The following is a 19693-nucleotide window of genomic DNA, read 5'->3' as shown; positions in this document are numbered from 1 at the left end:
TTGCTTCGTCGCTGCGCTTCTCGCAATGACGGTGTGGAGAGAGTGTGTGCTGCCTTCGTGGCCCCGGATGGAGTGTAAGAGCAATCCGGGACTCCTTCATTGCCCCCGCATTCCGCTTCGCTCCATGCAGGCTACGATCCTCGCAGCGGCGCGCTCAAACAAAAACGGAGCCCGTGAGGGCTCCGTCTTTCATTCGCTATTCGCCACTCGCCATTCGCGAGCCTCAAGCTCACCCCAGCCGGCCCGCCGCGTGCGCGAGCAGCGTGTACACCAACCCCGTCTCCGAGGTCAGGTGGCTGCGCAGCTCCTGCGGGCCGCGGCCGTCGCGGGCGACTTCGTCGAGCAGGCGCTCGAACTCGGCGACATAGCGGTCGACCGTGCCCTTGAAGTTGCGGTCGGCGCGGTACTTGCGGGCGACCTCGTCGAAGGCCTTCTGGCCGGCGGGCGTGTAGAGGCGCTTGTTGAAGGCCTTGTTCTCGCCGCGCTGGTAGCGGTCCCACATCTCGGCGGCGAGGTTGCGATCCATCAGCCGGCCGATGTCGAGCGACAGCGATTCCAGCGGATTGGCGCCAGCCTGCGGCGCCGGTGGCTGCGGAGCGGGGGCAGGGCGGCCGCGCGGCGCCTCACGTCCGGTCGGAGCGCCCTGGTTGGCGTCCGTGCGGCTCAACAGGTCCGACAACCAGCCGTCACGGCCCTGGTCGCTCCCTGCGGGCGCAACCGGCGGCGCTTCGGTACGGCGCGAGGGGGCCGGCATGCCGAGGTCCGGCGGCGGCAGCGTCGAGGCGCTGCCGGTGTCGCGCATGCGGGTCTCGGGAGTCCGGCCGCCGACGGCTGCCAGCACCGGCTCTTCCTGGCGCTGCACGCTGGCGCGGCCTGCCGTGGTGACGTCGAGGCCGCGGCCATGCTGGGCCACGATGCGGTTGAGCTCGGCGAGGGCCTCGATCTGGTCGACGATCACCTTGCGCATCTGCGCCGTGCTCTCGGCAGCCTCCTGCGGCATCTCGAGCACGCCGCGGCGCAGCTCGTTGCGAGTGGCCTCGAGCTCGTTGTGCATCTCGAAGGCCATCTGCTTCATGCTGGAGACGAGGTTGGTGAACTTCTCCGTCGACTGCTTGAACATCGCATCCGCCTCGTCGGTGGTCTGGCGGTAGATGTCATGCATGGCCTCGATCGTCTGCCGGTGCTCCTCCTCGGACGCCGAGCGCACCGCCTCGAACTGGCGGGTGATCGCGGCCGAGCCTGCGCCGGCGGTCTCGGCGACGACGCGGGCGATGTCGCGGGCACGCTCTTCGGCTGCGGCCAGCGATTCATCGAGCAGTCCGGTGAAGCGCGACAGCCGCTGGTCGAGATCGGCCGTGCGCAGGTCGATCGTGGTGACGAGCGATTCCAGCGCCTGCTTGCGTTCGGCGAGCGAGGCGGTGGTGTTCTTGTTGCTCTGCTCGACGACCTGGGCGGCCTCGACGAGTGCCTTGCCGTGCGCGTCGAACTGGGTCGACAGCTCGCCGAGATCCTGCAGCGCCTTGGTGGTCTTGCTGTTGAAGACGTTGAGCTGCTCTTCCAGGTTCTGCGTGGCCTCACCATTGCGCGAGGTGACGTCGTTCATCGCCGAGACGAAGTCGGCGACGCGCGTCACCAGCGCCCGCTCGAGCGAGTTGAGGTTGTCGTGCGCACCGGTCAGCACCTCCTGGAGCAGGATGTTGCCTTCGCGCAGACGCTCGAACAGGGCCACCGTGTCGGTGCGCAGGATCTTGCTGGTCTCCTGCATCTCGGTGACGGCCGCGATCGAGACCTGGCGCGACTGGTCGATCGCGGAGCGCGAGGCCTGCTCGAGGTCCTTGAGCGACTTGCCGACCGCGCTGGTGGCGATCTCGCTCGCCGCGTTGATGGTGCGGGCGACTTCCGAGCCGTTGCCCATCATGGTCTGCGAGAAGGCCTGTCCGCGCGTCTCGATCGACTTCAGCGCATCGGAGGTGACGCGGTCGATGTCGAGCGTGAGCTGGCTGGTCTTCGAGCCGATCGCGTCGACCAGCGAACCGCGCTTGGCGTCGATCATGTTCGACAGGCGGTCGGCCTGCTGCTGCACATAGGTGACGATCTCGTCGGTCTTGCCGGTCATGGCCTGGCCGAAGCTGCTGCTGGCGGCGAGCACCGAGCGCTCGACGTCGGCCGAGCTCGACTTGACCCGCGAGCTCGCCTCGTTGGAGGCCGAGATCAGCGCGTTCTGGGCGTTGAGCGCGCTGGTCTGGATGTCGTTGGTCGCGTTGGCGGCCGCCGCGCTCAGCGTCCGCTCGATCTCGGTCGAGATCGTGCGGATCTGGCTCGCGGCGTCGGCCGAGGTCGAGGTCAGCGAGATCTGCGCCTCACGCGCGCTGCTGAGGATGGTCGAGGCGGTGTCGGCGCCGACCGAGGTCAGCGTGCGCTCGATGTCCGTCGTCAGCGACTTGATCTGGCTCGCCGCATCGCTCGAGGCGGAGATCAGCGAGCCCTGGGCCTCGCGAACGCCGCTGGTGAGCGCCTCGATGGTGGCTCCGCCGGCGGTCGCCAGCGCGCGCTGCATCTCGGCCGCGAGCGAACGGACCTGGCTGGTCTGCTCGGCCGAGACCGCGAGCAGGGTGCTCTGGGCGTCGCGGGCGCTGCTGGTGATCGTCTCGGCGGTCGACTGGCCGACTTGCGAGAGCGAACGATGCACTTCGGCCGCGAGCGACTTGACCTGGCTCGCAGCATCCGAGGACGCTGTGACCAGCATGTTCTGCGCCTCGCGAGCGCCGGAGGTGATGGTCTCGGCGGTCGAGGTGCCGGCCATGGCGAGCGAACGCTGCACATCGGCCGTGAGCGACTTGACCTGCGCGGCCGCATCCGAGGATCCGGCAACGAGCGCGTTCTGGGCCTCGCGAGCGCCGGTGGTGAGGATCTCGGCGGTCGAGGTGCCCGCCATCGTGAGCGAGCGCTGTACGTCGGAGGACAGCGCCTTGATCTGGTTGGCGGTCTCGGTCGAAGCCGCGATCAGCGCGCCCTGCGCATCGCGGGCGCCGGCGGTGATCGATTCCGCCGTGGTGGTGCCGGCCAGCGACAGCGAACGCTGCACGTCGGCAGTGAGCGTCTTGACATGGTTGGCCGCGTCCGAGGAGGCGGTGACGAGGGTGGTCTGCACCTCGCGGGCGCCGGCCAGGATCGAGGCTGCGGTGGCAGCGCCTGCCGCCGACAGCGTGCGTTCGACGTCGGCCGCGAGCCCCTTGATCTGGTTGGAGGCATCGCCCGATGCCGCAACCAGCGTCGACTGCGCTTCGCGGGCGCTGGTCAGGATCGAGTTCGCCGCACCGGTGCCGACCGCGGTCAGCGCCTGCTCGACCTCGGCTGAGGTCATCTTGAGCTGGGCGTTGACGTCGGAGGAGACCGTCAGCAGCGACTGCTGAGCGGTGCGAGCGCCGGTCTGGATCGTCTCGCTGGTGTTGACGACGAGGTTGGTGAGCGAGCGCTCGGCGTCCTCGACATGCGAGCGGATCGCGGTCGAGATCATCTCGGCGCGGGACATCATGTCCTCGCTGGCCTGGCGTCCGCTGCTCTCGATGCGGCCGGCGACGGCCTCGACGCGCGAGCCGAGCAGGTCCTCGAACTGCGCCACGCGCACGTCGATGTCGCTGGCGACCGAGCCGACCCTGGTCTCGATGACCTGATGGATCTCCTGGAAGCGCGCCGTGACCGTGTCGGTCAGGTGCGTGCTGCGGCCGTCGATGATCTCGGTGACGCCGGTGATGCGGCGGTCGACCGCCTCGATCGCCTGCGCGGTGCCGTCCGTGAGCGTCGAGCTCAGCAGCGTGAGGCGCGTGTCGATCGACTGCACGGCCTGCGAGGCGCCGTTCGTCACGGCGGTGGTCAGGTAGGTGAGGCGGGAGTCGATGGATTCGAGCGCCTGCGTCGCGCCGCCGGTGAGCGTCGTCGTGAGGTGCGTCAGGCGGGTATCGATCGACTGGATCGCCTGGGATGCGCCATCGGTCAGCGACGTCGTGAGGTAGGTGAGGCGGGAGTCGATCGAGTGGATCGCCTGCGCGGCACCATCGGTCAGCGACATCGCCAGCGTGCTGATGCGTCCGTCGATGGTTTCGGTCATGGACTTCGCGCGGCTGTCGAACGACTGTTCGAGTGCGGCGACCCGGCCGACGAGCTGCTCGTCGAAGGTCCTGATGTGGCCTTCGATCGTGCCGTCGAGGCTGGTGATCTTGCCGTTCAGCGAGGCGTCGAGATTGCTGACGCGCTCGCCGACCGTGGTCTCGAATTGCACGAGGCGCTGGTCGAGCACCGCCGTGATCTCGCCGCCGTTCGCCGTGAAGCGGGTATCGAAATTGTCGACATAGGTCTTCAGCGTCTCGGCGATGTCCTGCGTGCGCTGGCCCATGCGCTCGACGATCTCGCCGCCGAAGGTCTTCACGGTGCGGTCGAACTCGGAAATGTGGCGCGTGATCAGCGCGCCCAGCGTGCCGGAGTCGCGGGCGAACTTCTCGACCAGCTCAGTGCCCTGGTTCTTCACCAGCTCGTCGAAGGCGCTCATCTGCAGCGACAGCGAATCGTGCGCGGTCTCGGTCTGGCTGACGACCTTGGCGACCAGCGTGTTGACGGTGGCGTCGAGCGCCTCGCTCGCCTTGTCGCCGCTCGTCATGATGTGGTTGGCGAGCCGGTTGCCGGCGTCGTCGATCTTGGCCGAGAGGTCGTTGGAGCGCAGCTCGAGCTCGAGCAGCAGCGAGTCCGACGAATTCTTCAGGGAATCGTGCACCTGCTCGGTGCGCTCGGAGATGCCGTCGACGATCGCGGCGGAGCGCTGCTCGAATTCGCCGGTGATGCGGTCGATGCGTTCGTTCAGCATCTCATGGACGCGGTCGGCGAGGTCGACGAACTCGTCATGGACGTGGCCGGTCTTGAAGTTGAGGCTGGTGGTCAGCCGCTCGCTGGCGTCGAGCACCGCGCGCGTGGTCTCGTTGCTGGCTTCCTCGAGGCGGTCGAGCAGGTCGCCGCCGCGCTCGCCGAGCGCCAGGATCATGTTGTCGCCGGCATTGCTCAGCGCCTGGGTGATGTGGGCACCGCGCTCTTCGAGCGCGCCGGTGATCGACTTCGCAACCTCGTCGACACGGGAGGCGATCGCGTCCGAGATCAGCGCGATGTCGTGGCGCAGATCGATCTGCACGCCGGAGATGGCGCTGCGGACCTGCTCGGCCTGACCGACCAGATTGTCGCGCTGATGCGCGATGTCCTGGAGCAGGGCGCGGATGCGCACCTCGTTGTCGCTATAGGCGCGCTCCAGCGCGGCGACCTCGTTGGCGACCAGCGTCTCGAGCTCGCCGGCGCGCGCAATCGCGCGCTCGATGCCGTCGCCCATCGCCGCGACCTCGCGGCGTATGGCCTGGCCGACGGTGACCATGGAATCGGAGGCCGAGCCTTCGGGCTCGGAGAAGCGGATCGCGACCTGCGCCATCGCCTGCGCGATCATGCGCATTTCCTGGCCGCGCCAGACGAGGCTGGCGAGGAAGTAGAACAGCATGATCGGCGCGAACAACATCGCGACGAGACCGGCGATGACGAGCACGCCGCCGCTCTGGCCCATGGCGGCCTGGATCGAAGGCAGGAAGCCGACGGTCAGTGCGGCGCAGGCGGCGAGCCAGACGCCGGCGAAGATCGTGGCGAAGGTGTAGACGCTGCGGGCAGGGCGGCCCTTCTGAAGCGCCTGGAGCAGCTGGCCGATGGTCTCGCGGTCGTCGTTGGCGGCGCGGCGCGAGGTGCGCGGCTCCTCGATCGTATCGAACACGGTCGCCCGCTCATTGGCGGCCGGTCCCGGCTCGAAGCTCGGCTCGTCGAAGATCGGGGGCGCGGGCGGCACCGGGGGCGCCGCTTCGTTGCGCATGGTGGCGTTGCGGCTGGTATCGGCAGCCGTGTCACTGATGTTCAGGGCTTCCTGGATCGCAGAAAGCGCAACTTCTGTGGGGTCTTTGACCTTTTTCGGAGTGTTCGCCATGTTCAGTCCGAGCCCTCGTTACTTGTACGCGTCCCCCCGCGAGCCCTGCGCTCGGCGCAAGCCCACAGACCGGATCATGCCGCTTGCGCGGATCTCCGGCCGTCCCCACCCGGACGGCTTGTCCGCTAATTTCCGCAACATCCTATTGGCAGAGCGTCGCGAATGAAATGCCTGCGATTAAGACAATCTTAATCATCGTTAACAGGATCGCGCCGTAACGCCTTAGCAATCAATGCAATTCTCCACCAGACTCGGCCGATTGCGGCAACTTTCCGTCAACAAATGGGCGGATCTGCGTCAAACAGCCCAAACATTTCGTTAACTATTTTCATGCTTGGTTGAGGGGAACCTGACCGCCGGACCGGCGGCCGCCACGCGACGCCGGGGCCTGCGCCATGACGCCTGAACTGCAACGGATGGAATGGATGCCTTCGCCCCCGCTTGCACCTATCGACAGCCCGCTCGATCTCGATCACCTCTCCCGGATGACGCTCGGCGACGCCGAACTGGAACAGGAAGTGCTGACGATGTTTGGCGAGCAGGCGGGCCGCCTGCTCGCGGCGATGGCTGCGAGGCCGGCCGAGGCCGGCGCGCTCGCGCACAAGCTCAAGGGTTCGGCGCACGGAATTGGCGCCTTTGCGGTTGCCGATGCCGCAGCCAGCCTGGAGAGTGCGATCCGGACCGGCCATGGCCGGTCCCATGCCTTCGCCGCTCTGAAAGAGGCCGTGACCGAGGCCCGCGCCGCCATAGCGGCGATCCTGAAGCCGTAAGCCGATACGGTCGGAGCCGGGCCCCTAGTCGTTTGTTTTGACGGGTTTTCTTCCCGCAAAGCGGGATTCATTTCGCATCAAAACGCTATGGCGCCGGGCTAACCGACCCGTTATAGGACAGCCCGGACCCTCCTTCATTCCCAGCACCTCGGCAGCACGAGCACACATGGCCAAGATTCACTTTGTCGACCACAAGGGCGAAACCCGCACGGTAGAAATCGAGAACGGCGCAACCGTGATGGAAGCCGCGATCCGCAACAGCATTCCCGGTATCGAGGCCGAATGCGGCGGTGCCTGCGCCTGCGCGACCTGCCATGTCTATGTCGACGAAGCCTGGCGCGAGAAGGTCGGCAGCCCGACGCCGATGGAAGAGGACATGCTCGACTTCGGCTTCGACGTGCGCCCGAATTCGCGCCTGTCCTGCCAGATCAAGGTTTCCGACGAGCTCGACGGTCTCGTGGTGGCGACGCCGGAACGCCAGGCCTGATCCTCCCTCGATATATCAAGTGCGCGGCGGCGCGACCTCGATGCCGCGCTTCTGCCAGGATCTGAGCTTCTCGATCACCTCTGCGGTCAGCGGCGCGGGTCGCCGCGTGGCCTCGTCGAGCAGGACGCCGACCGACGTCGCTGACGCAATGCACTTCCCGTTCGAGAACACGACCTGTTCGAAGGTCACGGACGTTCGTCCAAGCTTCACCACGCCAAGGCCGAGCTCGAGCGCATTGGGCCAGTGCAGCTCGGCGCGAAAATGCATGTCGAGCCGGACCATGATCCAGGCGAGGCCCGGCGGGGTCAGCCCGTATTCGGGAAGCTTCATCAGCGTGACACGGCCGGTCTCGAAATAGGTGGCGTAGACCGCGTTGTTGACGTGCTGGTTGGGATCGAGATCGCCGAAGCGAACGTTATCGCTGAGGCGGAAGGGATAGTCCTCCAGGCGTGGCGTCGTATCGAGGCGACTTGGTGCGTTCACCGATTGATCTCCGTCATATCCTTGGTCGTTACAACCCAGTTATTCTGCGGCGGCAAGTGGGCGCGGCTGCGGGGCGCTCCCGCTTTTATGCCTTCCCTGATCCATCCCCGTTGGCTAGACAGGCAGGGTCACCTCTGCCCGCCGGGCGCCGTCCAACCGATAACGATAGATAAAGAGACGACATGAGCGACGCGATCAAAACCGATGTGCTGATCATTGGCGCAGGCCCCTGCGGTCTGTTCGCCGCCTTCGAGCTCGGCCTTCTCGACATGAAGACGCACTTCGTCGACATCCTCGACAAGGTCGGCGGACAGTGCGCCGAGCTCTATCCGGAAAAGCCGATCTACGACATTCCCGGCATTCCGCAGGTCTCCGGGCAGGGCCTCACCGACGCGCTGATGGAGCAGATCAAGCCGTTTCACCCGACCTTCCATCTCGGCGAGATGGTCGAGACCGTGGAGAAGATCGGCGATCCCGCCTTCCGCTGCACCACCGATACCGGCAAGGTGTTCGAATGCAAGGTGGTGGTGATCGCGGCCGGCGGCGGCTCGTTCCAGCCCAAGCGTCCGCCGGTGCCGGGCATCGAGGCCTATGAAGGCACGTCAGTCCACTACGCCGTGCGCAAGATGGAGACGTTCCGCGACAAGAACGTGCTGATCGTCGGCGGCGGCGACTCCGCGCTCGACTGGACGCTCAACCTGCATCCCTTGGCCAAGCGCATCACGCTGTTGCACCGACGGGACGAGTTTCGCGCCGCACCCCACAGCGTCGAGCAGATGCGCGCGCTGGTTGCTGGCGGCAAGATGGATCTGCGGCTCGGCCAGGTCACCGCGCTCTCCGGCGCTGACGGCAGGCTCGCCGGCGCGACCATCAAGGGCAATGACAACAGCGTGAGCGAAATCGCCTGCGATACCATGCTGCCGTTCTTCGGGCTGACCATGAAGCTCGGCCCGGTCGCGAACTGGGGCATTGCGCTGGAGAACAATCTGGTGCCGGTCGAGACCTCCGCGTTCGAGACCAACGTATCAGGCATCTTCGCCATCGGCGACATCAACACCTATCCGGGCAAGCTCAAGTTGATCCTGTGCGGCTTCCACGAGGGCGCGCTGATGTCGCAAAAAGCCCATCGCTACGTCTATCCGGAGAAGCGGCTCGTGTTCCAGTACACGACTTCGTCCTCCAGCCTGCAAAAGAAGCTCGGTGTCAACTGAGGGAACGCAGTGGGCAGGCGGTGCCCCATGTTTCTGGTGCTGGAACCGTTCGCGAAATCGCCGTAGTCTGCGGCCATTCCGGTTGTGGAATAGCAAGGTGATCTCATGCGGATTTTTTCCAGCTTTCGGCCGCTCTCCTTCCTCGTGCTGGCATTGTCGCTCGCGACGGTGAGCCCGTGTGCGGCGCAGACCACCGAGCCCACGGCGGCGGGCCTCTGGCAGAAGGTCGAAGACGGCAAGACAGTCGGATGGTTCCTCTTCATCGACCGCAACGGCGTCTTCGAAGGTGTGATCGCAAAGACCTTCCCGCGGCCAACCGACAATCCGAACGAGGTTTGCAGCAAGTGCACCGACGATCGCAAGAACGCGCCGGTGCTCGGCATTTCATTCGTCCGCAACATGAAGCGCGAAGGATTGAAGTACGAAGGCGGCAACGTGCTTAACCCGCGCGACGGTCAGATCTGGAAGGCCAACATGCGGATCAGCCCCGACGGCCAGACCCTGACGCTGCGCGGCTATCTCGGCATCGCGCTGCTCGGCAAGGACGAGACCTGGACGCGCCTGCCGGATGCCAACATCGCGCAGATCGATCCCGCCATCGTGGCAAAATATCTCCCTGCGCAGGCCGCCGCCGCAAAGCCAACGGCACCGGCGGCGAAGAAGGGCGGTGCGATGATGGCGCCGCCGAAGCAGTAGAGGCGTACTTCGCACACTGTGCCGCCTCGACAGCCGTAGCTTCGGCGCAAGCTCGTTCCCCGCCGCCGGCTCTCGCCTTCGGCGAGCCCGGTGACAGGCTCCAGTGGCGAAGCCAGTGCGGTATCGCTCCCTCCTCATCCCTGAACGGCCCGTGCGGCCACGTTCGCCCAAAGGGGAACGTGTGCCAGCTTCGCTCCAGTAGTTCCCTGGAATGCGCGCTGGCGCCGGATTTGCATAGCTGTCGGCAAAGCTGCTGGGGGAGCGAGTCGCCGTCTCCACGCGCACCGCGCGGAGGGCGGACGGCAGCGTTTGCCTCGCGGCGATCACTTCGACCGCGGAGACGACATGAGACCTGCCATATCAGGTGCGGCCACGCTGCTGGGGTTGACGACGCTACTCGCGGCTTCGGCGCTGGCGCGCGACGACGGCCGCTACGCCAACTCGCCACTAAAACCCTGGTTCGAGAGTCTGCACAGCGAATACGGGCAGTGCTGCTCGGATGCCGACGGCTACGTCATTGCCGACGTCGATTGGGAGTCCGATCGCGGCCGCTACCGCGTGCGGATCGACGACGAATGGGTGGTGGTGCCCGACGGTGCCGTCATTACCGAGCCGAACAAGATCGGCCGGACGATGGTCTGGAAGCACTATGTCGACGGCCATCCGCGCGTGCGCTGCTTCATGCCGGGCAGCATGACCTAAAGCGCGATGCGATGAGGATGAATCGTCATCGCGCTTTAGGTTGTTGTTTAAGCATGATCTTTTCGGAAAACCGCTGCGCACTTTTCCGGATCATGCTTTAGACGCCATAAAGCTTCGATGTCATTCCGGGACGACGCGGCAGCGTCGAACCCGGAATCCGGAGGTTGTTGCGCGAGATTCTCAGGTGCGCAATGGCGCACCTGAGTTCGCACCTCGCGCGCCCCGGAATGAGGATGAGCAGCTCAGCGCGCATCGCTCTGCGTATTGGCACTCGCAAGCCGCTTGACGCGCGGGGTCAGCACCGAGACCTGCGCGGGCGAGGCGGGCATGCCGTCGACGGTCATCGCGGGCGCGGCCGACTGTTCCTCGACGCCGGCGCCGCCGAGCACTTGCACCTGCGTCGCCGAGATCGGAAACGATGTCACTTCGTAAGAAGGAAGCTCAGTGGCGAAGGCACCGGCCGAACTCGCAATCATGGCACCGGCAACGGCAATCATCGAGAGAACACGCATTGGAAAATCTCCGTGGAAGATGTCAATCGGAGGTTTGGTCGCGTCGACGCCGGAACAGGTTCGCTCGTGCGCGAACATTCCCGTCGCCTTCGGCGGAGATATTGATTGCTTGATGCGAACGGATGAAACGAGGAGGAAGTTGTCAGCGCCAATGTTTCCGGACGGTTTCGAGGAAGCGCCGATGCGCCGCTTAACGTTCTTGCAGATCAAGCTGCGGAGATTTGACCGGGGCGGGGGCCGCGGGAAAGCGCAGGCTCATCGTCGTGCCGCAGCCGGGCGTGGAAGAGACGATCAACTCGCCGCCGTGGGCGGCCATGATCTCGCGGACGATCGACAGGCCGAGGCCCGCGCCATCGCCGGCGGCGTTGCCGGTCTGAAAGGGCTCGATCAGCCCGTGCTCGGCGCCATCGGGCAGGCCCGCGCCGTCATCGTGAATCGAGATGCCATCGCGGCCGAGCGTGGCGACGATGCGTCGCGCGCCATGGGCGTGGATGATCGCGTTGCCGACGAGATTGGCAAGCGCACTGCGGATCGCAGCGTCCACACCCTGCACCAGGAATGGACCTTTCCCATCCTGCTCCAGCGCAAGCTCGATGCCGGCGTCCAGCGCCGATGGGCTGAAATCGGCCAGCACATCCAGCGTGACCTGGGCAAGATCGATCGGTCGCGTCTCGATCGCATGATTCTGCAGTCGCGCCAGGTCGAGCATGGCGGCGACCAGCGAGGTCAGGCGGCGGACGTCGCGCACCAATTCGGTTCTGAGGGCCGGCTCGGGCACGTCCTCGATTTTCGCGCGCAGCAGCGTCAGGGGCGTGCGCAGCTGGTGCGCGGCATTGCCGAGGAAGCGGCGCTGCATCCGGATATAGGCGTCGATCTCGCCGAAGGCGCGGTTCAGCGCCTCGACCAGCGGCTTCAACTCGCGAGGGACCTCGGACAGGGAGATCAGACCTTGCGGTGCTGCAGGGTCGATCGCGAGCGCGCGAAGCGCCACCCGTTCAATACCGCGTGAGACGAAACGCGCGGCCAGCGCCGCGCCGACGGCGACGGTCGCTGCAAAGGCCAGCGCCAGCAGCATGATCGAAAAGACGCTGCGGATGAGAAAGTTTCTTGCAAGCCGGCCGAAACGGACTTGAGGCTCGCCGACCATCATGGCGAGCTGCAACGAACCCCTTTGCACGACGGCGAGGCAAAAGGTGCTCTTCTGGTCGAGTGTGCTGAAGACCGATGAGCCGACGGGCCCGTGATAGGGAAACGCGAAGGGAAGGGCGGGCCGGCGTTCGCTGCCGTACTCGCTGACCAGCTCGCCCGCGGACACGACGTACCAGAGGTTCGGGCTGTCCGCCTTCAGCTCTTCGAGGGCGCGCGTCGGACGCACCGTGAGCTTCTGCCCTTCGATATCGGTGGCGCGATCGAGAACGGCGGCCACGGCCCGGCAAGCCCTGAACTCGCGCTCCTCCATCGGATAGCGCCATATGAAGAGGCCGAGCATGATCAGGAAAATCGTCGTCGCGGCGATGCCGAGCGACAGCTCAAAGGTTCGGGCGATCGACCTCATCGCGGACTTGCCAGCCGCAGGATGTAGCCGATGCCCCGCATGCTGCGGATCTCGACGTCGCCGCCGAGTTCGGTCAGCTTCTTCCGCAGGCGCGAGACCTGCGCTTCGAGCGTGTTGGACTCGATCTCGTCGTCGAAGCCGTAAATCTCCTCGATCAGGGCGGCGCGGGTGATGACGCGGTCGCGCCGCATCAGGAGTGCCCCCAAGATCAGCGCCTCGCGCCGGCGCAGCAGGATTTTGGTGTCGGCGACCACCGCCTCGTTGCTGCCGAGATGCAGCTCGACATTGCCGAGCGACAAGACGGACGGGGCGAGCAGCCGGGGCCGGCGCAAGACGGCGCGTACCCGCGCAAGCAGCTCCTGCGGCTCGAACGGCTTGCCGAGATAGTCGTCGGCGCCGCCGTTGAGGCCGTCGACGACATCCTCCTTGGTGTCCTTGGACGTCAGCATGATGATCGCGGGACGTTCCGCCGACTGGCTCAGCGCCGCGACCACCTGGAGTGCATCTCCGTCGGGCAGCATCCGGTCGACGATCGCCAGATCATATCTGAAGTTCTCCAGCGCCTGGCGGGCCTCTGCAATCGAGCCGACGAGGTCGACGATACCGTGCAGTTGCCCGAGCAGCCGGCTGACATAGGCGCCGATCTGCGGTTCGTCTTCGATCACGAGGGAGCGCACGCGGGTCGTCCTTGACTCTGCTGGGGTAACAAAACCCTGACCGTGACGCTCCCTGGCCGACGCCTGGCGTTTCGGCTCGTGCGCTAGGGTTCCCATTAAGGCAGCGAGCTTGGCGAATAAAAGGCAGGAACGGGAGAGTTCGCGGGCACCGCCCGTCAACATTTGAGGGCGTGACTGCGGCGCGGCAATGTTCGGGCAATGTTGGTCCGCCGGCGTCTGGCGCGCGACGTTTCGGACGACGGCTCTCGCCTTGCAATCTTGGGGCAATTTTGCCGGACCACATGCTGTGGCTCTGAACCACACGAGTCGACCAGGCCCGCAAGGCCGGTCCGGGGGCCCCCGTAATGATGTATTTCGAAGAAGCCGCTCTCCGCCTCACGGCGACCGCGCGGCGGACGACCGCCTGTCTTGCTGCGCTCGGTGCGATCATGGCGAGCGCGCAATCTGTATCGGCGCAGAGCGCGTTCACGCTGCCAGCGCCACCGTTCGAGCTGCCGATGCTGCCTTCGCCCTCCGGAAATTGGACCGTCATGGTCGGTATCGGCGGCGAATACATGCCTGACTTCGTCGGATCGAAGAACGGCAAACTCATGCCGATTCCGATCTTCTCCATTCGTCGCGCCGGATCGATCGACCAGTTTCGCGGTCCGCGCGACAGCGCCAGCATCGCGTTGCTCGACGTCGGCAATTTTCGCGCCGGGCCTGCGTTCAAGTACGTCGCCTCGCGCAAGAGCGACAAATATTCGGAGCTGACCGGCCTCGGCGACGTCAAGGCCGCCTACGAGCTCGGCGGCTTCGTCGAATATTATCCCGTCGACTGGCTCCGCCTGCGCAGCGAACTGCGCCAGGGGATGGGCGGCCATACCGGCACCGTGGTCGACGTCTCGGCCGACATCATCGTGCCGCTGATCCAAAGGCTGACGATCTCGGCCGGCCCACGCTTCACCTGGAAAAGCACCAAGGCGACCGCGCCGTATTTCGGCGTCGATGCCGTGCAGGCGCTGGCATCGGGGTTGCCGACGTACAATGCCAGGGGCGGCGCGCACTCGGTCGGCTTCGGCAGCCAGATCTCCTATCGCATCAATCCGCAGTGGGAGGTGCACGCCTATGTCGAGTACGAGAAGCTGCTCGGCGATGCCGCGGACAGTCCTCTGGTGAAGCTGCGGGGATCGTCGAACCAGACCACCGTCGGCCTCGGTGCGTCCTATTCGTTCGATTTCAGAATCCGATAGGTCGTCATGCGCCGCATTGCTTTTCTATGGGTTGGCCTCGCGGCCGCGTGTATCGCCCTCGGCGCCGCCGCGGCGTTCGAGACGCGCGCGACGAAGCTCCAGGCGATCAAGACCGTCGGCATCGTCTCGGCGATCGGCGAGGAGATGAGCCTGACGCAAGCCGGCCTGACCGCGCTCGGCAACACCGGGCAAAGCGTCTCGATTAACGCATGGGGGCTGGACGAGCTGATCGTCCAGCAGGCGACGAAGCTGCTCAGTGGACGTTTTCGCGTGCAGCCGGTGAACTACAGGCGCGCTGCCTTCGGTGCGATCAGGGATTCGGCGGTTGCGCCCGTCAATCTGCTGCGCAGCGATCCGTTCAAGGAGCTGGTGCGCAGCGATGTCACGCCGCAGGGTCTGGATGCGTACATCGTCATCACCCGGGCGAGATCGAAGCTTGGAAACGGCCGCAACGTCGAGGGCGTCGGGCTCGCCGAATATCGGACGCTGCTTGCGGACTACGGCCTGATCCACGCGCTCTACGAGGTTCGCGTCATCGACGGCAAGACGTACGACGTGATCGAGAAGCGCGCGGCCGCGCCGCTCGACAACACCGGCACGGTGAGGATCGCCGGCCCGAGCGGATCGGTCGACGAGTCGTTCGAGAGCTCGGCTTCGAGTGAACGGCTTCGCGCGGCGATAGCGGACCTCATCATCCGCAGCCTGCCGCTGACGCTGGGCGACATGCACCTGATCGACAGTCCGTGACCCCTCAGGTCACCGGCGCCGGATTGAACAGCGTCAAATCGTTGTGGATGCCCCAGCGGTCCGACCACGGCTTGGTGCGGCCAGAGGCGACGTCGAGGATCAGGCGGAACAGGTCCCAGCCGCATTCCTCAATGGTCTTCTCACCGGTGGCAATGCTGCCGGCGTCGAAATCGATCAGGTCCTTCCAGCGGCGCGCAAGCTCGCTGCGGGTGGCGACCTTGATCACGGGGGCGGCGGCAAGGCCATAGGGGGTGCCGCGGCCGGTCGTGAACACCTGCAACGTCATGCCGGAGGCGAGCTGGAGCGTGCCGCAGATAAAGTCCGAGGCGGGCGTTGCCGCGAACAGCATGCCCTTCTGCGTCGCCTTCTCGCCGGGCGAGAGCACGCCGGTGATGGCGCTCGATCCGGACTTCACGATCGAGCCCAATGACTTCTCGACGATGTTGGCGAGACCGCCCTTCTTGTTGCCCGGCGTGGTGTTGGCGCTGCGATCGGCGCCGCCGCGTGCAAGATAGGAATCGTACCAGGCCATCTCGCGCACCAGCGCGCGGCCGACATCCTCGTTGATCGCGCGCCGGGTGAGGAGCTGGATGGCGTCACGCACCTCGGTGACTTCCGAGAACATCACGGTGGCGCCGGCGCGCACCAGGAGATCGGCGGCGAAGCCGACGGCGGGGTTCGCAGTGACGCCGGAGAAGGCATCGCTGCCGCCGCATTGCAGGCCGATGACGAGATCGGAGGCCGGGCAGGTCTCGCGCTTGCGGGCGTTGAGCACCTTCAGCCGGGCCTCGGCCTGGGTCATGATCGCATCGACGATGGCGCCGAAGCCGTCGAAGGCTTCATCCTGCATGCGCACGATGGCATCGCCCACGCCTTGCGGCACCAGCCGTTCCGGCGCCAGCTTCTCGCAGCCGAGGCCGACGACCAAAATCTCGCCGCCGAAATTGGGATTGAGCGCGAGGTTCTGCAGGGTGCGGATCGGCACCACCGCGTCGGGCGCATTGATGGCGACGCCGCAGCCATAGGCATGGGTCAGCGGCACGACGTCATCGACGTTCGCATATTTCGGCAACAGCTCGGCGCGGATGCGCTTGACCGCATATTCCATCGTGCCCTTGACGCATTGCACGGACGAGGAGATGCCGAGGATGTTCTTGGTGCCGACCGAGCCGTCGGGATTGCGGTAACCCTCGAAGGTGAAACCTTCGAGCGGCGGCAGCGGCGCGGGGACGGCGGTGGAGATTTCCAGTCTGTCGAGGGCAGGGGCCTCCGGCATGCGGATGCGGGCTTCATCCACCCATTCGCCGGCCTCGATGGGAGAGAGTGCGTAGCCGATGATTTCGCCATAGCGGATGATGGGCGCGCCTTCCGCGATGTCGACCAGCGCCGTCTTGTGTCCCTGTGGAACAAAGGCGCGCAGCGTCAGTCCGCAGGCGAACCGGGAGCCGGCGGGAAGCCCGAAATCATTGACCACGATCGCGACATTGTCGCGCTCGTTGAGCTTGATGTAGCGGGGCTGCTCTTTTGCCGAGACGTCCTGGTCCATCTGCGCTTGCCTCAAGAACGGAAGAAGCCGTGTTTTCGTTCACCTCTCCCCGGAGGGGAGCGGTCGGCGCGTGGCGCCGGGTGAGGGGCCGCGGCTTCCAAGTGAGGGCGTAACCCCTCACCCGGATCGCTGTGCGATCCGACCTCTCCCAAAGGGAGAGGTGGGCACCTGCGCCGCGGCACGAACATCGCTCGTCAACCCGGATACGTATAAGCGGTCTTCACCGTCGTGTAGAACTCGCGGGCATAGGAGCCCTGCTCGCGGGCGCCGTAGCTCGAGCCCTTCCGGCCGCCGAATGGCACGTGATAGTCGACGCCGGCGGTCGGCAGATTGACCATCACCATGCCGGACTCGCTGTTGCGCTTGTAGTGCGAAGCGTATTTCAGGCTGGTGGTGCAGATGCCGGAGGCAAGGCCGAACTCGGTATCGTTGGAGATCGCGAGCGCCTCCTCGTAGTTCTTGGCGCGGATGACGGCGGCGACAGGGCCAAAAATCTCCTCACGCGCGATGCGCATGTTGTTGTTGGCTTCGGTGAAAAGGGCCGGCTGGAGATAGTGACCGGGGTTCTCGCGCTTGAGCAGCTCGCCGCCGAAGGCGAGCTTGGCGCCCTCGTCCTGGCCGATCTTGATGTAGCGCAGGTCCTGGTCGAGCTGGCTTTGATCAACGACGGGACCGATATGCACGCCGGCCTTGAGCGCGTCGTCCACCGACAGGGCCTTGAGCCGCTCGGCCATCGCCGCAACGAAGCGGTCATGGATGCCTTCGGTGACGATCAGGCGAGAGGAGGCGGTGCAGCGCTGGCCGGTGGAGAAATAGGCACCGTTGACGGCGACTTCGACGGCGGTCTTGAGGTCCGCGTCGTCGAGCACGACCAGCGGGTTCTTGCCGCCCATCTCGAGCTGGAATTTCTTCATGGGGTTCGACAGCACGCAGGCCTGCGCGATCTTGCGGCCCGTTTGCACCGAGCCGGTGAAGGAGATCGCGGCGACGTCGGGATGCTCGAGCAGCGTCTGGCCGACCACGGAGCCGGAGCCGACCACGAGGTTGAACACGCCGGCCGGAAGCCCGGAGCGGGCGATGATCTCGGACAGCGCATGCGCCGTGCCGGGCACCAGCTCGGCCGGCTTGAACACCACCGTGTTGCCGTAGCAGAGCGCGGGCGCGATCTTCCATGCCGGGATCGCGATCGGGAAATTCCAGGGCGTGATCATGCCGACGATGCCGACCGGCTCGCGCGTGAGCTCGACATCGAGGCCGGGACGGACCGAGGCGCCCTTCTCGCCGATCAGGCGCAGCGCTTCACCGGCGAAGAACGCGAAGATCTGGCCGGCGCGCGCGACCTCGCCGATGCCTTCCGGCAAGGTCTTGCCTTCCTCGCGGGCGAGCAGGCGGCCGAGCTCTTCCTTGCGGGAGAGGATTTCGGCGGAGATCTTGTTCAGCGCGTCATAACGCTCCTGCGGGGTCGAGCGCGCCCAGGCGGGGAAGGCGGCCTTGGCAGCGGCGATCGCCTTTTCGGTCTGCGCCTTGTCGGCCTTCGCATATTCGCCGACGAGGTCGTTGGTGTTGGAGGGGTTGATGTTCCTGGTGACGCCGGAGCCGTCGACCCATTCGCCGCCGATGAAGTTCTTCAGGATCGCTGTCATCTTTTTTCCTCCCTGTTCATGGGGCATGATCCTATCGGAAAACCGGTGTCCACTTTTCCGGGATCATGCCTGACGTTTCTTATCGCACGAGGCACGGACGCTTGTCGTCGAATGTCCAGCCCGGGATCAGGTCCTGCATGGCCATAGCGTCATCCCGGGCGCCAAGTCCATGCTTCTTGTAAAGCTCATGCGCAGCCTCGATGGCCGCGCGGTCGATCTCGATGCCAAGGCCGGGGCGATCCGGCACCGTGATCTTGCCGCCCCTGATCTGGAGCGGCTCTTTCGTCAGCGCCTGGCCGTCCTGCCAGATCCAGTGGGTATCGATCGCGGTCACGTTGCCGGGGGCGGCTGCCCCGACATGGGTGAACATGGCGAGCGAGATGTCAAAGTGGTTGTTGGAGTGCGAGCCCCAGGTCAGGCCGTTGTCACGGCAGGTCTGGGCCACGCGCACGGAGCCTTGCATGGTCCAGAAATGGGGATCGGCCAGCGGGATGTCCACCGACCCTAAGCGCAGCGCGTGGGAGAGCTGCCGCCAGTCGGTGGCGACCATGTTGGTTGCTGTCGGCAAACCGGTGGCGCGGCGGAACTCGGCCATGATCTCGCGGCCGGAAAAGCCGGCTTCAGGGCCGCAGGGATCCTCGGCATAGGCGAGGATCCCGTGCATGCCCTTGCAGAGCCTGACGGCCTCGTCGAGCGACCAGGCGCCGTTAGGGTCGAGCGTGACGCGCGAGCCGGGGAAGCGTTTTGCGATGGCGGTGACGGCCTCGATCTCCTGCTCGCCGCGGAGCACGCCGCCCTTCAGCTTGAAGTCGGCGAAGCCGTAGTGGTCGTGGGTGGCCTCCGCGAGCCGCACCACGGTCTCGGGCGTCATCGCCTCCTGATGGCGGAGGTTGAACCATTCTGCCTTGCCGGTCTCGCCTTCCACATAGGGCAGGCGGGACTTGCCGCGGTCTCCGACGAAGAAGAGATAGCCGAGAGTCTCGACGCTCTTGCGCTGCTGGCCTTCGCCGAGCAGAGCGGCGACCGGAAGGTCGAGATGCTGGCCGAGCAGATCGAGCAGCGCGGATTCGATTGCCGTGACCGCGTGGATCATGACGCGGAGGTCGAAGGTCTGCTTGCCGCGGCCGCCGGCGTCGCGGTCGGCGAAGGCGGTGCGGACATCGGCGAGGATGTTGTTCATCGCGCCGACGGTCTTGCCGATCACGAGATCGCGGGCGTCCTGGAGCGTCTGCCAGATCTTCTGCCCGCCCGGCACCTCGCCGACGCCGGTGTGACCTGAATTGTCGGTGAGGATGACGATGTTGCGCGTGAAGAACGGCGCATGCGCGCCGCTGAGGTTGAGGAGCATGCTGTCGCGGCCCGCGACCGGGATCACCTGCATCGCCGTGACAACAGGTGCGCCAGAGATATCAGTCCGGGCCATCGCATGCT

General features: G+C 65.8%; 15 protein-coding genes. 7 read left to right on the top strand and 8 right to left on the bottom strand.

Annotation, left to right across the window (positions count from 1 at the left end):
• Nucleotides 1–229 precede the first annotated feature (229 nt).
• On the bottom strand, nt 230–6001 hold the full coding sequence (locus tag ACSHT2_RS10695; RefSeq protein ID WP_440641530.1) for a negative regulator of septation ring formation: 5772 nt from the start codon (nt 5999–6001) through the stop codon (nt 230–232).
• A gap of 425 nt (nt 6002–6426) precedes the next feature.
• On the opposite strand from ACSHT2_RS10695, the gene ACSHT2_RS10690 reads away from it, so the two are divergent.
• Together ACSHT2_RS10690 and ACSHT2_RS10685 are read left to right on the top strand one after the other, a co-directional pair.
• Complete coding sequence (locus ACSHT2_RS10690) at nt 6427–6771, top strand: Hpt domain-containing protein (protein ID WP_440641529.1); 345 nt, start codon at nt 6427–6429, stop codon at nt 6769–6771.
• A gap of 166 nt (nt 6772–6937) precedes the next feature.
• Nucleotides 6938–7258 (top strand): 2Fe-2S iron-sulfur cluster-binding protein, encoded by a 321-nt coding sequence (locus ACSHT2_RS10685; RefSeq protein WP_008143731.1) that lies wholly within the window; start codon nt 6938–6940, stop codon nt 7256–7258.
• Between the two features lie 15 nt (nt 7259–7273).
• Here the strand turns inward: ACSHT2_RS10685 and ACSHT2_RS10680 are convergent, their stop codons facing one another.
• Nucleotides 7274–7741, bottom strand: a complete 468-nt coding sequence (locus ACSHT2_RS10680) for an acyl-CoA thioesterase (protein WP_440641528.1) — start codon at nt 7739–7741, stop codon at nt 7274–7276.
• 182 nt (nt 7742–7923) lie between these two features.
• Between ACSHT2_RS10680 and ACSHT2_RS10675 the strand changes: the two genes are divergently transcribed.
• The 3 genes from ACSHT2_RS10675 to ACSHT2_RS10665 all read left to right on the top strand — a co-directional run bounded on the left by ACSHT2_RS10675 (nt 7924) and on the right by ACSHT2_RS10665 (nt 10350).
• Nucleotides 7924–8952: an NAD(P)/FAD-dependent oxidoreductase gene (locus ACSHT2_RS10675; RefSeq protein WP_028177428.1), complete on the top strand. Its 1029-nt coding sequence runs from the start codon at nt 7924–7926 to the stop codon at nt 8950–8952.
• A 105-nt stretch (nt 8953–9057) separates the two neighbouring features.
• The gene (locus tag ACSHT2_RS10670; protein WP_440641527.1) at nt 9058–9648 is read left to right on the top strand and encodes a DUF2147 domain-containing protein; all 591 of its coding nucleotides are present in this window, start codon (nt 9058–9060) and stop codon (nt 9646–9648) included.
• Between the two features lie 345 nt (nt 9649–9993).
• Complete coding sequence (locus tag ACSHT2_RS10665; protein ID WP_440641526.1) at nt 9994–10350, top strand: hypothetical protein; 357 nt, start codon at nt 9994–9996, stop codon at nt 10348–10350.
• Nucleotides 10351–10592: 242 nt separating this feature from the next.
• On the opposite strand, the gene ACSHT2_RS10660 is transcribed toward ACSHT2_RS10665, so the two are convergent.
• From ACSHT2_RS10660 to ACSHT2_RS10650, 3 genes are all read right to left on the bottom strand, one after another.
• Nucleotides 10593–10862: a hypothetical protein gene (locus ACSHT2_RS10660; protein WP_440641525.1), complete on the bottom strand. Its 270-nt coding sequence runs from the start codon at nt 10860–10862 to the stop codon at nt 10593–10595.
• A gap of 190 nt (nt 10863–11052) precedes the next feature.
• Nucleotides 11053–12417 carry a sensor histidine kinase gene (locus ACSHT2_RS10655; protein ID WP_440641524.1) on the bottom strand — a complete coding sequence of 455 codons (1365 nt, stop codon included), beginning with the start codon at nt 12415–12417 and terminating at the stop codon, nt 11053–11055.
• Entirely contained in the window at nt 12414–13094 is a 681-nt protein-coding gene (locus ACSHT2_RS10650; RefSeq protein ID WP_440641523.1) for a response regulator transcription factor, read from the bottom strand. The genes ACSHT2_RS10655 and ACSHT2_RS10650 overlap by 4 nt, the downstream gene beginning before the upstream one ends.
• Nucleotides 13095–13438: 344 nt before the next feature.
• Between ACSHT2_RS10650 and ACSHT2_RS10645 the strand changes: the two genes are divergently transcribed.
• On the top strand, nt 13439–14326 hold the full coding sequence (locus tag ACSHT2_RS10645) for a MipA/OmpV family protein (protein WP_440641522.1): 888 nt from the start codon (nt 13439–13441) through the stop codon (nt 14324–14326).
• 6 nt (nt 14327–14332) lie between these two features.
• A complete protein-coding gene (locus tag ACSHT2_RS10640; protein WP_440641521.1) occupies nt 14333–15073 on the top strand; it encodes a hypothetical protein in 741 nt (246 codons plus the stop codon).
• 4 nt (nt 15074–15077) lie between these two features.
• Here the strand turns inward: ACSHT2_RS10640 and garD are convergent, their stop codons facing one another.
• From garD to gudD, 3 genes are all read right to left on the bottom strand, one after another.
• Nucleotides 15078–16619, bottom strand: a complete 1542-nt coding sequence (garD, locus tag ACSHT2_RS10635; protein ID WP_440641520.1) for a galactarate dehydratase — start codon at nt 16617–16619, stop codon at nt 15078–15080.
• A gap of 194 nt (nt 16620–16813) precedes the next feature.
• Nucleotides 16814–18262 (bottom strand): aldehyde dehydrogenase family protein, encoded by a 1449-nt coding sequence (locus ACSHT2_RS10630; RefSeq protein ID WP_440641519.1) that lies wholly within the window; start codon nt 18260–18262, stop codon nt 16814–16816.
• Nucleotides 18263–18341: 79 nt separating this feature from the next.
• Nucleotides 18342–19685: a glucarate dehydratase gene (gudD, locus tag ACSHT2_RS10625; RefSeq protein ID WP_440641518.1), complete on the bottom strand. Its 1344-nt coding sequence runs from the start codon at nt 19683–19685 to the stop codon at nt 18342–18344.
• Between the last annotated feature and the right edge of the window lie 8 nt (nt 19686–19693).

Source organism: Bradyrhizobium sp. PUT101, from assembly GCF_052043945.1.
In the GTDB taxonomy this organism is placed as follows: domain Bacteria; phylum Pseudomonadota; class Alphaproteobacteria; order Rhizobiales; family Xanthobacteraceae; genus Bradyrhizobium.
The sequence above is the reverse complement of the archived record's forward strand: the minus strand, read 5'-3'. Positions and strand labels throughout refer to the sequence as shown.

Bases quoted from the DNA above. Each gene is read 5' to 3' on its own strand.
- ACSHT2_RS10660 (WP_440641525.1), bottom strand. From the start codon at position 10,862: ATGCGTGTTCTCTCGATGATTGCCGTTGCCGGTGCCATGATTGCGAGT.
- ACSHT2_RS10665 (WP_440641526.1), top strand. From the start codon at position 9,994: ATGAGACCTGCCATATCAGGTGCGGCCACGCTGCTGGGGTTGACGACG.
- ACSHT2_RS10655 (WP_440641524.1), bottom strand. From the start codon at position 12,417: ATGAGGTCGATCGCCCGAACCTTTGAGCTGTCGCTCGGCATCGCCGCG.
- ACSHT2_RS10685 (WP_008143731.1), top strand. From the start codon at position 6,938: ATGGCCAAGATTCACTTTGTCGACCACAAGGGCGAAACCCGCACGGTA.
- ACSHT2_RS10670 (WP_440641527.1), top strand. From the start codon at position 9,058: ATGCGGATTTTTTCCAGCTTTCGGCCGCTCTCCTTCCTCGTGCTGGCA.
- ACSHT2_RS10690 (WP_440641529.1), top strand. From the start codon at position 6,427: ATGCCTTCGCCCCCGCTTGCACCTATCGACAGCCCGCTCGATCTCGAT.
- ACSHT2_RS10675 (WP_028177428.1), top strand. From the start codon at position 7,924: ATGAGCGACGCGATCAAAACCGATGTGCTGATCATTGGCGCAGGCCCC.
- ACSHT2_RS10695 (WP_440641530.1), bottom strand. From the start codon at position 6,001: ATGGCGAACACTCCGAAAAAGGTCAAAGACCCCACAGAAGTTGCGCTT.
- ACSHT2_RS10640 (WP_440641521.1), top strand. From the start codon at position 14,333: ATGCGCCGCATTGCTTTTCTATGGGTTGGCCTCGCGGCCGCGTGTATC.
- garD (WP_440641520.1), bottom strand. From the start codon at position 16,619: ATGGACCAGGACGTCTCGGCAAAAGAGCAGCCCCGCTACATCAAGCTC.
- ACSHT2_RS10645 (WP_440641522.1), top strand. From the start codon at position 13,439: ATGATGTATTTCGAAGAAGCCGCTCTCCGCCTCACGGCGACCGCGCGG.
- ACSHT2_RS10630 (WP_440641519.1), bottom strand. From the start codon at position 18,262: ATGACAGCGATCCTGAAGAACTTCATCGGCGGCGAATGGGTCGACGGC.
- gudD (WP_440641518.1), bottom strand. From the start codon at position 19,685: ATGGCCCGGACTGATATCTCTGGCGCACCTGTTGTCACGGCGATGCAG.